Source organism: Mariniflexile ostreae (genome assembly GCF_042427585.1).
Classification (GTDB): domain Bacteria; phylum Bacteroidota; class Bacteroidia; order Flavobacteriales; family Flavobacteriaceae; genus Pseudalgibacter; species Pseudalgibacter ostreae.
This window is the reverse complement of the sequence record NZ_JBHMFC010000077.1, coordinates 100966-117107: the sequence shown is the minus strand read 5'-3', so window position 1 is coordinate 117107 and position 16142 is coordinate 100966. Positions and strand designations below refer to the sequence as shown.

Here is a 16142-nt window from a genome sequence, read left to right as displayed (position 1 = left end):
GGTTTTCTTCGTCCCAAGTCATTTTACGGAAACTTTGTGACGGACTTAAAATCTTTACTGTAAAAGTTGGGGACTTTTATCACTATTTTTGATTTTCAAGAACATAAAAAATACGCAAAGCCAGAGGTATTTGCGCAGCATACGAACTCTTCGAAAAGTGGGGCTACAGATACACTTTTAGAAAAAGTATTATTAATCGTGTCTTTGATATCCAACAACTAAAAGAGAACGAAAAATAATACATTTTTATTCTCCTTGATGCTTTATTGAAGCAGACTAAGCTTCAGAGCATTATGTAATAAAGAGCCATCCAAATTTAAGATGACTCTCATAAATTAAATACCTAAAAGCTAATTGATAATATTACTGTATTCTTCTTGACTTAAACTTCCTTTATGTTTTTTAATAACATCTAATTTAATTAAAGAAGAAATATAGCTAACAAGTTCACTGTTTTTATACTTTCCATCAAATAATGTTCCCGAACCATATTCTATTGTAGGACTGGAATTCGTGCTTTTTGATATACTGATTAATAATTGCTCCCCAGTATTAGAGTTTGTATAAACTAATCTCATAAAAAACTCCGTGCTTTTCAAGTTAGCAAACCATTTTCGTTGTGATTGATTTTTTAAGCGATTTAGCTCTTTTACGTCTAAAGGGTTTGCTATTGAAATTTTTAATTTACCATCAATCTCATAATCTCCATAACCATCAAAAGTAATTTCCACACTATCATAAGCGGTACTATCTTTCTCCCCTTTATATTCTGAACAAGAATAAAAAATAATTATAGTCAAAACAATTAGATACCTTTTCATAAAAACCCTATTTTTTATCTGACCTATAAATAAAATCACTTACTCCAATGTAGCCTGAACCACTACCTCCTAATTCAGGAATACCCAAAGAACCACCTAATGATGCTCCTCCATAAACTCTTTCAGTAAAAGGGTATGATGATGTAAAACCAAATCCTTCAAAATATGAACCTGCCACACCGAAAACACTTCCTTGTGCTCCATATTCAAGACCTCTTAAATTACCTAAAGACAAATCTTGACCGTTTAAAGACCAATAAGCAGAAGCACTTCCTGTAACACTTCCTTCAAGTCCTAATAAGCCATTTCCCTGTAACGTAACTCCAAAATCTCCTTTGTTGTCACCTGCAACAATACCTATCAAACTTACTTCAAGCTGCACACCTACTTTAAATGCAGCCTCTCCAGAAAGATCTAATGAAAAAGCTTGTACTCCCGTACTTTCAAGAGCATTACTAACCATTTTATTAGCATCTAAATCTACACTTATTGGTTCATAGTTCTCTGGAACATCAAAAGGAATAATATTTTGGTCAATATTAATTTCTTGGTCAAATTTATCTGTTACGATCCTGCCTAATTCAGTCTTATTTCCATTATCATCAATTGAATTAAATATAATATCATCAGGTGAAAGACCTAAAGGGTCAATGAAACGTAGAGGATTATTAAAAACAAAATTATATGGAGACCAACTTGGCATCTTGCATGCCAACGGATCCACACTCAACCACAAACTAGTCTTCATATCCAAATACCTTGCCCCATAATAGCTAAGGTTCGTCTCTCTATCGAGTTCCTTCCCATTAAACAAATATGGACTAGAGAACGATGAGCTATGCTCCTCGAACAAAATCTCTCCAAAAGCGATATATTCCACGTGTTGACTTATGCTTCCATTTTGGGCTGTAATATACGACGTACTTCCGAGATGATCGGGGTGAAAATAAAAAATATCATTTTCGGGTAACCCAATTCCTGTAAAACCTTCGGCAGGTTTTACAGGAACAAGGGTCGGCAGAACATCTTCCGCATAATCGATAAGGTATTTGCCAACAAGACCTTTAAGGGTTCTTTCAGCAAGAACGCGGCGACGTTGTCAGATTGCTGATTTAACTTATCGTTCTGCTTGCCTTTTATGAGGTTTGCGCACAGGAGAAAAAGACTGTCAAAAAAGACACTACAAAGGTTTATCATTACGAGCCACGTTTATATAAGATACAGCCGTGCTTTTACCCGATACTGCCTAAAATAGATAGACTAAAAGTCTAGAAAGAGAGTCTGACAGATGTAGCAGTTCTCTACAGGAAAAGACAAAAGGAAACCGTCATTGTGGGCGGTTGATATAAAGTATGCTTAAGTTTTATTCAAAGAGCAGATAATTTATAAGCCTAATAGCGAATATTGATATACCTATCATTACAAATAACCACCAGTATTTTTTTAAACTCTCATTTTGTTTGTGGTTAGTTAGTTTAAGTACTGTTCCAAATAATATCGCAAATAAAGGTACAAGCAATTTGTATATTAGATCCATATGTTTATGAGGTTGTATTTAAAAAATTCAAAAAGAAAAATATTGAGCTAATTAATAAAGCTGCCAATACTGCAACCATTTTAACTATTGACGACGTGTCAGATAATTCAACTTTTCCGCTTTTATTAAATTTTCCGCGTCTATTACTCCAATGGATTAAATAGAAAATTTGTAAAACAAAAAAGATAAAAGTTAATATAGCTATAATTAAATTGGTCATTTGGAGCTGTTTTATTTCTGTTTTTTTTGTTCATAAGCATTTTCAATAATTATCGGCTTAATGGTAGTGAAGTTTTGTTTTAATATATGATACGCATCATTAGAAATATTCGGTGTAGGGCCTGGAAGTATCCTATCAAAGGTCATATCTATTGCTTGTCCTCCAATCATAAAGGCTGCATTTTCTCCAGCATTACCATAATCTTCCGTCATTAAGTTCACACCAAATTCTAAAAGTGAACCTGTTAAACCCACTCCGTTACCAATACCCGCAATTGCAGCTCCAGGCGCAGCTCCTACTCCAGCAACCGCTGAACCGACAACTGCAGCACCGTATCCACCTACGGCAATAACATTTCCAGCAGTTTTTAAATCATCAGCAAAAGTCAATAAATCTGATTTATTGTGATTTACCCAAGTCTGTGTTTCTTCGAAAAATGTCCCATTAGATTGTATAAATGAGCCTGTTTTGCCAACAGCTAATTCATCACCCTTTCCATATGACCTACCAGTATTGTTATCAGAAAAAGCGCCATTATTTTGTAATGAATATCCTTTACCTACTGCCACATCTGTCGAAGTACCTAAATTCCAATATCCTGCTTTATCCGCAGAACCATCGTGCCATTCATAATTACCATTATCTAAATTTAAATACCAATCATCCGGCTCCATACCGTCTGGGTCAATAAACCTAACAGGATTGTTAAAAGCATAAACATATCCTCCAAAACTAGGCATCTTCTCCGCCAACGGATCCACACTCAACCACAAACTAGTCTTCATATCCAAATACCTAGCCCCGTAATAGCTAAGGTTCGTCTCTCTATCGAGTTCCTTCCCATTAAACAAATAAGGACTTGAAAAACTCGAGCTATGCTCTTCAAATAAGACCTCTCCAAATCGATTTTATGAGATTCAACGACTCCAAAAAAGCAATAAAAAAGGGAGTTAAAAGCGATATATTCCACGTGTTGACTTATGCTTCCATTTTGGGCTGTAATATACGACGTACTTCCTAAATGATCGGAAAATTTTAATCCATATTCATTTTTAAATGAATAACGTTATTTCCTAAACTATCTATTCTATAGACATTAAGAGTTTCTGAACCTGCTTCTTTTATTACAATATCATTTGGTAGAATCCCATGTCTTTCAAAAAAAACAAATCTTTGCAATCTCAATTTATTCCCACTTTTATCATACAACACAACTCTGAAAGCAGGTGTTATTTCTACTCTTTCTACTTTAAAATCAATTTCCATTTTTTTTTCTAAATTATTTATCCTTATAGAAAAATAAATAGTCGAAAAAGTTACTATTATTACAAAAACAACCAAGAACATTATTGATTTTTTTTTCATTTAAAATTTATTTTTTGAATTGACTTGAAACAATTGGCCAACTGTAACTTACTCCTCCAGTTGCACCTCCTCCAATAGAAGCGCCAATTCCTACACCTCCAGAAATCCAAGTAGGCCTACTAATAAAAGGTAAATCTTGAAATCCAACCGAACCAGTAATAGAACCGCCTAAACCAAGGCCACCATCGACACTACCATAAGCACTCCATCCAAGTAAACCGTCTCTAGCTTGTCCTATTTGTAAATTTCGCATATCTGTAGTTGTATAATAACCCGCATTAAAATTAATTAAAGCATCACCTGACACCTTAGTGCCACCTTGCATGCCAACTGTTAATATTCCATAGGGGGTAAATTGTGCATCGTGTCCTCTTGTAATCCAATTGAGAGAAAAATCGGTGCTTTTTCCTATAATTGCAGTTGCTGAAGATGAAAATGATAAAGAAATTTTATCAGGAACTGTCATTCTAGCACTAGGACTATTCCATAAATCTGAAGCCGTATTTAACATATTACCAAAAAGAGATGTAGAATTTTTACGACTTGCTGTTACAACAACTTCATCAAGTTTTTCGGTTCTTGCTTTAACATTATAATCTGTATTACCTTGTCCAACCCAAGTTTCGCTTTGTCTGTTGTAATTCCAGCTTCCATCATTATCTGTCCAGTTGTATCCATCTACCATATTGCTTACATCAACACCAATATTATTAAGTTCCTCTTCAGTTGGTGGGTCTTCCGAAGCCATGCCTGTAGGATCTATTAAATTAATAGGGTTTTGCATTGTATATATGTAGCTACCCATATTAGGATAGTTCTCCGCCAACGGATCCACACTCAACCACAAACTAGTCTTCATATCCAAATACCTAGCCCCATAATAGCTAAGGTTCGTCTCTCTATCGAGTTCCTTCCCATTAAACAAATAAGGCGTAGAAAACGAGCTGGAATGCTCCTCAAACAAAATCTCTCCAAAAGCGATATATTCCACGTGTTGACTTATGCTTCCATTTTGGGTTGTAATATACGACGTACTTCCTAAATGATCGGGGTGAAAATAAAAAATATCATTTTCGGGCAAACCAATACCTGTAAAACCTTCGGCAGGTTTTACGGTTTCGGGTTTTACGGGTGGGCCAAACTGTACAGGTGGCCCTGGCACGTCTCCGTTTTTGTTCCAGGTAGGGTTTCTGGGCCAGCCTTCTGGGGCTCTGGGTTTTCCTCGGTTGGTTTTAAAACGTCACTTGGGTATGGATTACCAGTAAATTCTGGTGTGGCATAAATGCCTTGCTGGGTGGGCGGCCCAGGTGGCACGCCCAACGCTCGCACATAGGTGTCCATGGCTTTTTGCTGTTCGGCAGTCAGCTTTGTATAGTTTACACCTCCAGCGGTAATGCCCAAGGGCTGTGCAAAGGTTCCGTTGCCTAATTTGCTCACGATACGTCCTGCGCCCTCAAAATAATGCTTGGTAAATTTGCCTTTGCTTATTACAAAATAGGGCGAGACATAGCCCGTATAATCATCGGTATGCACAATGGTGGCGGCCGTTTGTCCGTTAATAGCAACGTTTTGAGAATCGCCAGCACTTTTTATCACGCGTTCGCCACCGGCATCATAGGTGTATTGGTGAATCCTGCCGTTGTCATTGATTCCCATTAAACGGTTTTCTTCGTCCCAAGTCATTTTACGGAAACTTTGTGACGGACTTAAAATCTTTACTGTAAAAGTTGGGGACTTTTATCACTATTTTTGATTTTCAAGAACAAAAAAAAATACGCAAAGCCAGAGGTATTTGCGCAGCATTCGAACTCTTCGAAAAGTGGGGCTACAGATACACTTTTAGAAAAAGTATTATTAATCGTGTCTTTGATATCCAACAACTAAAAGAGAACGAAAAATAATACATTTTTATTCTCCTTGATGCTTTATTGAAGCAGACTAAGCTTCAGAGCATTATGTAATGAAAAAGCCTTGAATTTATTTAAGGCTTCTGTTTTATTCAAGATTATACTTCTCTTTAATTATACCCCAATCGTTACCGCCATAAGCTGGATAAATAGATTGTAACCGGTAGTATTTTTTTTTACCTTCTACATTATCAACAACACTTAAAGTTACTAATGAATCTAACGACTGTGAATAACAACATACTATGCTTTCCCAATTTACACGAGTTAAATTAGTTCTATCTTCTCTAAACTCAAAATCAGCATCCATTTTTAACTCTCCATTCCAATCTTGATAAATTCTAAATCGATATTTATCTTCTTTAATTTCAACTAATTCTATCCATTCACCTCCATCACAACCACCACTCCAAATCGCAACTAAAGGAACAAGTTCGTGTCTTTCCGGAGGGAGGCAAGGTTGCTTATCAAAAATATACTTAAATAGTACAAACCCTAAAAAACTAATTATTGCAATAATTATTAACCACTTCTTCATTAATTTTCTTTTTTATAAATATCACTTGTAGTGTTTTTTGTCTTCGGGGTGTAATCAACCTTTGGAAAATTGTCTTGATATTCCTCTGCAATATTATTAGGCGTCGGGTTAAATATCCAAGGTGCTTTTTTCTTTGCTCCTTCATCTTGCTTTAAAACATCACAACCAAACGTACCACAATTATTTCCAATTAATGAATACGGCTCTCTATCTTTTTTATAATCAGTATGATTAGGGTCACTACTTTCATTTAATTTCCCTTGAGCATACTCATTCATTTTATCAAAATCTCCTGTAACATAGGCACCTTGTATTCGTCCATTTTGTCCTGATGCTTTAGAAATTTGACCAAGAATTTTGTTTAAAGAAGCTAGAGTAGGTTTTCCCGTTTCTGGGTCAATAACAACATTAGATACTCTAACATTCCTTACTTTACCTTTTGTTCCATCATCAGTACGGTAACGCCCATATTCATAGTAACGAGTATAACCAGTTTTATTATTAATCAAAAGTACTCCTGCGTGTCCTAAAGGCTGCTTTCCAAATAATTTTGTTTCTGTATCTACTTTATAGTCTGGGAATACAACCAGTATTGCGTCTCTACCGTCTGGATCTACGTAAATCAAAGGGCTGTTATGTACAAAAACATATGGACTTTCATTAGGATAGTTCTCCGCCAACGGATCCACACTCAACCACAAACTCACCTTCGCATCATAATAACGCGCACCAAAATACGATAAATTCGTTTCCGGATCCAACTCCTTCCCATTAAACAAATATGGACTTGAAAAACTCGAGCTATGCTCCTCGAACAAAATCTCTCCAAAAGCGATATATTCCACGTGTTGACTTATGCTTCCATTTTGGGCTGTAATATACGACGTACTTCCGAGATGATCGGGGTGAAAATAAAAAATATCATTTTCGGGTAACCCAATATCTGTAAAACCTTCGGCAGGTTTTACGGTTTCGGGATTTACGGGTGGGCCAAACTGTACAGGTGGCCCTGGCACGTCGCCGTTCTTGTTCCAGATAGGGTTTCTGGGCCAGCCTTCTGGGGGTTCTTGGTTTTCCTCGGTTGGTCTTAAAACGTCACTTGGGTATGGATTACCAGTAAATTCTGGTGTAGCATAAATCCCTTGCTGGGTGGGAGGCCCTGGTGGCACGCCCAACGCTCGTACATAGGTGTCCATGGCTTTTTGCTGTTCGGCAGTCAGCTTTGTATAGTTTACTCCTCCAGCGGTAATGCCCAAGGGCTGTGCAAAGGTTCCGTTGCCCAATTTGCTTACGATACGCCCTGCGCCCTCAAAATAATGCTTGGTAAATTTACCTTTGCTTATTACAAAATAGGGCGAGACATAGCCCGTATAATCATCGGTATGCACAATGGTGGCAGCCGTTTGTCCGTTAATAGCAACATTTTGAGAATCGCCAGAACTTTTTATCACGCGTTCGCCACCGGCATCATAGGTGTATTGGTGAATCCTGCCGTTGTCGTTAATTCCCATTAAACGGTTTTCTTCGTCCCAAGTCATTTTACGGAAACTTTGGGTTTCGGTATAACTGGTTGGGTTTCCGTTGCCATCGTACACGTACTCGCGTGCGTCGGGTTTTCCTAGCTCTGTAATTTTATTGGGGGCATTGGGGTGCAGTGCATTGTCATAATTATAATCTAAAACATAGCCTTTTTGCTCGTTGTTTACTGTATGCACTAAGTCTTTTTTGATGATGTTGTGCATATCGTTGTAGCTCATGTTCAGCTCGTACTTGGCCTCGGTAAACTCGCCGTTGTAAAGGGCTTTGGCCGATTTTAATCGATAAAAATCATCGTATTGGTATTCGTGCATAGCCGTTCCGCCCAAGGTATTATTGATAATGGGTGCTGCGTTGTTGATACCCAATACATTCCCCACCAAATCATAGCGGTACGAATTATTCATCACCTGTCTCGTGCCGCTTTTTACTTGCAGCTGCTGCAACCTTCGCATCGTAGGATCGTAGGTGTAATTGGTCTCGGTATCGTTGCCGTATTTTAAATACTTGCGTTGTTCAAATTTATCATAGGCCAATTGTTTGATATAATCATAGGTATGCCCTTCTTTTTTACCCTGCATGCTTTGCAAATTCCCTGCTCGGTTGTAGGTGTAATCCACCACTTCGCCATCGGGATAGGTCATTTTTTGGATGCGGTTCCAAGTATCGTATTCAAACTGTGAAATATAGGTTTGCACATCGGTAGGGGTCATGCGAAGCGTGCGAATCTCTTTTTCGACTTCACCTAGTTTACCATAGAAAAATTCCTGACCGCCACTGGCATCTTGCACAAACCACAATCTGCCTCGGCGAGAAGCGGTACCATCGGCTTTGCCATAATTGTATTGTACATTGTTCTGTGGGTTTTTGGGGTATTTGATGCTTTCCAAACGGTTGTAATCGTACTCGTATTGGATAGCGCCTCCATTAGGTACGGTGTTCTTGATGTCTTGGGTAATGCGCTTGGTCAAGTTGCCCGCCAAATCGTATTGCATCGTGGTGGTTCCTGCATCGGGATGTGTAAACTCGGTGCGTTGGCCCAACCAATCGTAAGTACTAAGGGTTAAATGCTCCATAGCATCGGTTACCTGTACCAGTTCGCTTAAGGCATTGTACCCAAACTGGGTTACTAAAGTATTCTGGATGCTGGCCAGGTTTCTTCCTTTTACATCGGTTTGCGATTGCACGGTTTTGTTTAAGGCATCGGTTTGCGTGGTGAGCATCGTAGGAACGCCTTCAAATTCATCAATTTTAAAAGTCGTGGTATTCGTACTACTGTCTGGCAGGATTACTTTTACGGCACGGCCTACTTCATCGTATTCGGTTTGGGTAGGGGGTACGTTGGATACCGCAGTACTAAAAGTAGCATCTATAGCGGTTGTGGTTGTTGGATAATAACTGGTTATTGGCCTGCCCAGCCCATCATAAATAACTTTTCCAGAAACAATATGCGCTTCCTGGTCGGGGCTTCCTGCAGTGGTAAATAAACTTGCCGTTTTCTTAATTTGTAAAGCTCTGCCCAATCCATCGGTATAGGTGTAGGTTTCGATGTCTTTGTCTAATTCGGGATCGTAATTTCTAGTTATGGCGAAGGGAACATCAGCATCTGGAAAATAATCGTAGGCAATCGTATAGGCTTTGCCGCTAGCAATTTCGTAAGGCCCCCGAATGGTTTTTGGACGACCAACGGCATCCATCGTATATTCAGTGCTTTGATCATTTCTGTCTGTGCTTTTTAGTGGCATCCCGAAACGGTAATCGTATTCCATTTTGTTTTGATATCCAAAGGCATCTTTAATTTCTAATAGAAATTGATGGTTGTCGGTATCGTAAACATAGTCCAAAGTCATACGCTGGTCTTTGTGGTTGGCAGGCCCTGTAATTTTTTGAAGGTTTCCGTAGGGATCATATACCAAATCGGTTACGGCCACCTTATCGGCAGCACTGTAGTTTTTAATTTGGGTAACCTCTGCCGTGGTCGGGTTGATGGTGGTAGCTCTTTTACGGCGCAACCCATCTACAGTAAAGACTTCCAATTGTTTTGGAATGCCGCCATAATAAGGCGTGGTGCTTTCGTGGTAGCTAATTTTTGCCGTTACTTTATCGTCGGGTGTACCGTTACCTAAATCTTCATATTGGATGATGTTTCCTTGGGCATCGTAGGTGTTGAAGCTGTTGGTTTCGAGATATGCACTACCGCCTTCGTACATTTTTTGGTTGGTATGAATTAAGCCTATAAAAATGCGTTTACTGTCTTGTATAGGTGCATTTAGAGTCGCAACAGGAACGCTTGTTTGTGTCGCTACATCTATAAAACTATAGGTATGAGTGGATTCTTGACGTATTTTACCATTTTTATCTAATGTAGCAGTACGTTTCAATATGTTTTTACGGAAATAATCCTGATTGTAAAACTCTTGAATGGTGGTTGTAAAAACCGAATTATCAGCCGCATCTATTTGTTCTTGGATTATTTTTCCGAAGCCATAAAACTCACGTTCACGACGGTCGTAATAACCGTCTTCATATGTAAACTTAGCTACCGCATGATCGATGCCATCGCCCACATGACCATCGTTTATATCTACGGACTGTAAAACCCATTTGGCGGAAGGGTTTTCATAGGTTGGCTTTAGCAATGCATAATCGATTTCATAACTATTCCCTGCGGCATTGGTTACCGCTTTTAGTTTGTTGGTTCTTTTGATGTTGGAAAGCCGCACGGTAAGATTGTCTTCATCGGTAGATAAGATGTAGTCTAGGTTTCCGTCGCCATCGATGTCTGAGAAGGAGGCTTCGGAACGCGACGTACTGGCTCCTAAACTAGCACCAAAACTTGGGGTCAATTTCATGACAATGATAGGAGGCACTAAAGGGATATCATAAGAAGCATTAGCGCTAAAGCCATAACTCACAGATGTATTTTGTGCCATAGCACTATATTTGGGATAAGACACAGGGGCGTCAAAATAATTACCCATATTAAATTCTACTAAAACATGGTGTTCTTGGTAGCTTATTTTATCGGCTAATCCGTCTCCATTAATGTCTAAAAAAGAATTTGTACTATTAGAGGTAGAACTTCCATAATTTAATCCTCCAGAAAAGGAACCATTATAAATACTATAACCTAAATTGGCACTGTAATCCTTTGATTCTCCTTTATTAATAACATTCATATTGGGCCAGTGTTCTGCTGGTAGAAAACCATAACCGCTGTTTAAAGACACGGTTTCGTTGGCTTCTATTTTATCTGCCAAACCGTCTCCATTTATATCTGAAAATATTTTTTCAGAATGGTCGCTACCTGAACCTATATTTCCGCCTAATGAAACGGCTTTTCCTCCTTTTTCAGCTTCATTGGCAGCTCCAGATTGTGTGTAGTTTTTTGTAACTGCTGCTTTGCTAATATTTAATTGTAATGAATTTGCAGGTGCACCGTGGCTGTAACTGCCTGATAAACTACCACCCAGAGCGCTGTTTTCGGAATGGCTAAAATTACCAATAGTAATTTTTTGGTCTGTTATGCCTCCCGTAGGAGACGTGTATTGCAGCTCGCCATCTCTAATGTAATCGGGGTAACGATCGCCATTAAAATCGCTCATCGTTTGTACGACATAAGAATCGCCCTTAGAAGTGCTAACACCACCTCCAATGCCTACTTGGCCACTAACTCCAGCAGAAAAACTACGACTTTTGCTTTCAGAAACCATGTCTAGGGCGGTAGTAGCGCCACCAACTGTACTAGTGTTGGGTAAAGAAAAATCAATATATTCTGTAAAGTCATCTTCGCCTAAGCGTGATGTACCCATAAACTCATTTTGAATAAAACATGCTTTTTCAGAGCCGTAAACTATATTTTCTGAATATACGGGTGTACTTTGAATAAAGTAATGATTGCTGCTCTCAAAGCCTGAAGGCATACTGTCTGGGTCTAAATTGCTTAAATCGGGAAGATTACCTGGGTTAGTAGTACTGGATTCTGCCTTTAATTTGGTCTGGTCGATTGTTTTATCGGCGAGGTTTCCGTTAATGATAAAACTTCCCCAGTTTCTATATAATATTCCTAAAGTAAGAGATTCCGCTGGCACTTCCGTATATATAGAAAATTCATCCGTTGTTTCCTCCCATATTATAACCTGCTTAGGATCTTCAATAATTTCTTCTATATAATAGTTGATTTTTAAAGCTTTGTTATTTGGATATGCTTTTATAATGTCTAATAAAACTGGATTGCTAACGTATATTTCTAGCGCAATCGGGAGGTCTTTTTTTGCATTAACATAATTATAATCTTTATCGAATGCAGAAGTCGTTTCTTCTAACACGCCATCGTTTACGTGAAAGGTCTTTCTAGCGATTAAATTATTATTTTGTTTAGCACTAATGATAATTTCACCATTATATTTGGTTCCCATTATTCCTGAAATCAATGGGTAATCGTCCGGATCTATAGACAACTCTAACGTGCCAGAATTGATTGGTTTTTTTTCAGTAATACTATAATTCCCATCTCGTTTTGTGTAAAAAGAATGAGAAATATCTACATTTTTAATGTTTTCCTCTGGCTTTGTACCAGATATAGCAGGAATTGTAAGTGTGGAAGCTGTTACCAATCCTTTTACATCAATATTAGTAAGCGTTTCAAGTTGCATGTTTACAAAAGCTTGATCTTCGGTAATATTAAAATGAAGTGTAGCGAGGTCTAAATCTACAATTTCAGAAGCTAGAAATAATTTTTGATACAGTATGGTTTCTGTTGTTGTGCCTATTACGGTTTTAATCACTTTTAAAGTCACGTGATCTGAAGTTATAGGTTTTTTAAATTGACCAGAAAATTTAATGATACCTGCTTTGGGAATAACTACTGCATTAGAGGCGCTAACAAAAAAATCTGTTGAGGCTTGATAGGTTTTGAGAGGTAGTAAATTCGCATCTACAGCACCCTCTATCTCTATCCATTTGTTTTTTATAATGCCAGCATCCTTATAATAATCGATTACTTTTGTGTATTCTATTTTTGGATCCCAAATCACTTTATCGTAATTGCCATCTTTTAAAGAACTTACTCTAAAATATAAGCGTTCTCCTTTTTCAACCGATAAAGTTTCAGCAGGTTTTGTTTTTAAAGTATAATCATGGGCAGCAATGGTTTCCTCCCAAATTAATGTTTGGCCTTTTTGAAAATACAGATGTACACCATCTGCTTTTTCCTGTCCATCTCGCGTTTTGTAGTGCTGACGTTCTTCTGAGAAATCTTCTAGCAACGCAAAACTTTGCGTAATAACAATATCACCCTTAGCAGGCGCTTGCCATACTCTTACAACATCATGTAAAGGATTTTTGTCTAATAATTCCTGTAATTCTTTTGTGCGATCAGGACTGCTTAAGTCTAGTAGGCCTTCGCCAGACACAGGTGCAGGGGTGCCCGAGCTGTGTGCAATAAAATGAGGTACGCCATCTATAATACGGTTATAATACACTTGTCCGCCGTCTACGAAATCAACCAAACCATCTCCATTAAAGTCCATGAAATAGCTTAAGGTTTTATTGGTGGAGCGTTGCTCATCATAGCCCACATTTGCTGAAGCTTTTCCATAACCTACTGTGGCGTCTACGCCCCAATTGAATGTTTTTGATTTAGTAAACCCTAAGTTATCCAAATTCTGAATGCGAATGGCTTCTCCAAAACCATTCTGCCCTGAACCATATAAATTTTTTCGGTAGTAAACCTTATTGCCAACTTTAAATATTTTATCAGGAAAAGAGTCGCCGTCTATATCTTCTAACACGAGTGATACATTAGAGGTTCCCCAAGAATTTCCACCATGAGGCCCTAATGTATTGGATTTAAAAAAACCTAAAGCAGGAAGACCAACTCCTAATCTATAGCTTATTCCTTGAGACAAACCATTGGTACTACCTGCTAAAGTATGATTACTCTCAAAATCTTTAATTCCAGTAAATCCTTGGGTAATATTATCTGAAGCCACGTTCCATTTTTCTTCCGGCCCAAAAGGTACATATTTTCCCGATGCATCCCGAATATCATCAAAATAATCGAGGGTATTGGTGTAGAATAATTTGGATTCCGAATCATATTCAGAAACCGATTTGAGTAAGGTTTTTTTGAAAGCGCCTTCGGTATAATGCAGTTCGTAACTACGAACCCTCTCGTTTTTGTAACGCACTTCTATTTTTCTCAGTAATTGATTGTTCAACTGTTTAAAGCCCAGTCGCGCAGATAGCTGTACGTCTGGTCGGTTGGGTTCTCCTAAATCGGAGTTTTTAAGGAAAGTGACACTGTAGTGTCCTTTATTTGAACCAAACCCCGTATAATATACTTTTTTAAGATAGAGTTCCCCGTCTATTTTATCATACTCATATGCAACACTATTTCCCTTTAAATCTATTTGCATGGCCAATGCCCAATGCCCAATGTTTCCAGAGGCATCTTGTAAAATTCGATTAGCTGCTAATCCAGAAGGTGTTCCGCCGTAATAATGGGTTACACCGCTTTTGTCTTTTACAATCCAATAATAGTTTTTAGGTGATGAACCTTTCCGGGTAATGTGTTGAAAGGCACCCTCGCGGCGCGGGTAAAACTGTTTATCTGCCGTTCTGCTTATCCAAGCGGCCCGATGGGTGTTGGGAATTAAAGCTTCGCCAGCAATCGCATAGGATTCGGTTTCCCGATCGGCATCATAGCGTGGCGCACCCCAACGGGTTTCAATGGTAACTGCGGGAATGGAAATATCCCATCCCGTTCCTGCCCAACTGTGGCCGCCATCGCTATCGTATTGTAAATTTAAAGACGGTTGCATGCCGCCACGTCCGTTTGGAATGGCAATACCGAATTCTGTACGCGCCGTTCCTCTTCCGTTTGCAGAGGGCGGAGCGATAGATTGAATGCCTATCAAAGGACTGGCGGCTTTTAAATCTTTAATACTGGTAGGCGTATATCCTGAAGTTTCAGGAGACTCAGGCATTTTAATGATGCCCGCAATAAAATCGGTAAAATGCGTTGTTTTGGCTGTAACGATTTCATTTTTAACATCCAATGAATCCTTATGAACATTTTGCCATAATTTTTTATGCTCATCAAAGTAAAACACCTGAATATCCTGTTCGGTATAGCCTTCAGGAATTAGAGTTTTATTGTAGGGAAGTGTAAGGGTTACCGCTTTATCGAAAACAGTTCCGTGGGGTAATAACCGGAAACCGGCATGGGTTCCCGTAACATTTACCATGGCCGAGTTTAAAGGGGCGATGTCTATTTTTCGCAAAGCACCAACAGAAACCGTAAGAGTGTTTTTTAAGGCACCGCTTGGAAAAATAGCTGAAAAAGGATTATAGGCTAGTGTGTTTTGGGTGTCGGCATGAATAACTTTAAAAAGGCGCGCTTTTGCACGTTCTAGTTGTCGGAAATGATTCACTTTTAAAAAATCTTTAAACTCCAGTTTTTCTGTACTAAGCACTCCGGTAATTGTCTCTTTGGTTACCAGGATAAAATCCTCAGATGTTTTGGCTTCAAAAACCAATTCAAATTCAGGCTCATTCATGTTAATCGCTATATCTCCAATCGTCATCTTTTTTATTTGCGAAGGGAAATTAGCGCCTTTAATGTAGCGTTTATTTTCAAACTGTAAAAGCGTAAACTTGGTTTTAGGAACTGCTGGTTTATAGATAATCCGCACATTTTTAATTTTATAGGCATTGGAAGTGCCTTCTGGAGCAGTAAATAATAACACATTATCTCCAGTACGTAAGGATTGTTCAGAAAGTAATTCTGATTGTTTTGTCCATTTTTTATTGTGAGATAGAAAAAGGCCCCCGATACTCGATTGGTTGTTTAAACTTCTAGAAATGGATGCACTTTGGCTGTAACCGAACAATTCATACTCTAAATAAGCACTTTCGTGTGGTGATGGCAGGGTTGTGATGTTAAGATGAAAAACATTGTCGAATGCATCATCTATTTCTAAAGCATCGTATACACCAATAGTACCTTGGGCAATATCGGCAGTAAAAACCTTTGTTTTTTCTGCTATAGGGCTTGAACCTAAGGACTTAAGAGGTGGATTTGGTTTGTCTTCATTAAGAGGTGTCTTGAAAAAAAGTGGCGTAGGGTGGTGGGCTAATTTTGAGGCGAACAAAAAAGAGCCAACAAGAAAAAGGATTAATATAATGTTCGTTTTCATAAGTAGGAATGGCGATT

Annotated in this window: 8 protein-coding genes; all 8 read right to left on the bottom strand. The window is 38.5% G+C overall.

Annotation, left to right across the window (positions count from 1 at the left end; all coding sequences use genetic code 11):
• Positions 1 to 350: 350 nt before the first annotated feature.
• The 8 genes from ACFFU9_RS12290 to ACFFU9_RS12255 all read right to left on the bottom strand — a co-directional run bounded on the left by ACFFU9_RS12290 (position 351) and on the right by ACFFU9_RS12255 (position 16125).
• A complete protein-coding gene (locus ACFFU9_RS12290; RefSeq protein ID WP_379861753.1) occupies positions 351 to 821 on the bottom strand; it encodes a hypothetical protein in 471 nt (156 codons plus the stop codon).
• A 7-nt stretch (positions 822 to 828) separates the two neighbouring features.
• Positions 829 to 1701 carry an RHS repeat domain-containing protein gene (locus ACFFU9_RS12285; protein WP_379861752.1) on the bottom strand — a complete coding sequence of 291 codons (873 nt, stop codon included), beginning with the start codon at positions 1699 to 1701 and terminating at the stop codon, positions 829 to 831.
• 888 nt (positions 1702 to 2589) lie between these two features.
• Positions 2590 to 3429, bottom strand: coding sequence for an RHS repeat-associated core domain-containing protein (locus ACFFU9_RS12280; protein WP_379861751.1), 840 nt, complete (start codon positions 3427 to 3429; stop codon positions 2590 to 2592).
• Between the two features lie 184 nt (positions 3430 to 3613).
• Positions 3614 to 3943, bottom strand: a complete 330-nt coding sequence (locus ACFFU9_RS12275; protein WP_379861750.1) for a hypothetical protein — start codon at positions 3941 to 3943, stop codon at positions 3614 to 3616.
• A 7-nt stretch (positions 3944 to 3950) separates the two neighbouring features.
• The gene (locus ACFFU9_RS12270; RefSeq protein ID WP_379861749.1) at positions 3951 to 5105 is read right to left on the bottom strand and encodes an RHS repeat domain-containing protein; all 1155 of its coding nucleotides are present in this window, start codon (positions 5103 to 5105) and stop codon (positions 3951 to 3953) included.
• On the bottom strand, positions 5069 to 5626 hold the full coding sequence (locus tag ACFFU9_RS12265; protein ID WP_379861748.1) for a hypothetical protein: 558 nt from the start codon (positions 5624 to 5626) through the stop codon (positions 5069 to 5071). The genes ACFFU9_RS12270 and ACFFU9_RS12265 overlap by 37 nt, the downstream gene beginning before the upstream one ends.
• A gap of 312 nt (positions 5627 to 5938) precedes the next feature.
• Positions 5939 to 6388 carry a hypothetical protein gene (locus tag ACFFU9_RS12260; protein ID WP_379861747.1) on the bottom strand — a complete coding sequence of 150 codons (450 nt, stop codon included), beginning with the start codon at positions 6386 to 6388 and terminating at the stop codon, positions 5939 to 5941.
• Positions 6388 to 16125 (bottom strand): toxin TcdB middle/N-terminal domain-containing protein, encoded by a 9738-nt coding sequence (locus tag ACFFU9_RS12255; RefSeq protein WP_379861746.1) that lies wholly within the window; start codon positions 16123 to 16125, stop codon positions 6388 to 6390. The genes ACFFU9_RS12260 and ACFFU9_RS12255 overlap by 1 nt, the downstream gene beginning before the upstream one ends.
• Positions 16126 to 16142 lie beyond the last annotated feature (17 nt).

Excerpts from the sequence above, each read along its gene's own strand:
- ACFFU9_RS12255 (WP_379861746.1), bottom strand. The coding sequence starts at position 16,125 with ATGAAAACGAACATTATATTAATCCTTTTTCTTGTTGGCTCTTTTTTG.
- ACFFU9_RS12290 (WP_379861753.1), bottom strand. The coding sequence starts at position 821 with ATGAAAAGGTATCTAATTGTTTTGACTATAATTATTTTTTATTCTTGT.
- ACFFU9_RS12265 (WP_379861748.1), bottom strand. The coding sequence starts at position 5,626 with ATGACTTGGGACGAAGAAAACCGTTTAATGGGAATCAATGACAACGGC.
- ACFFU9_RS12275 (WP_379861750.1), bottom strand. The coding sequence starts at position 3,943 with ATGAAAAAAAAATCAATAATGTTCTTGGTTGTTTTTGTAATAATAGTA.
- ACFFU9_RS12260 (WP_379861747.1), bottom strand. The coding sequence starts at position 6,388 with ATGAAGAAGTGGTTAATAATTATTGCAATAATTAGTTTTTTAGGGTTT.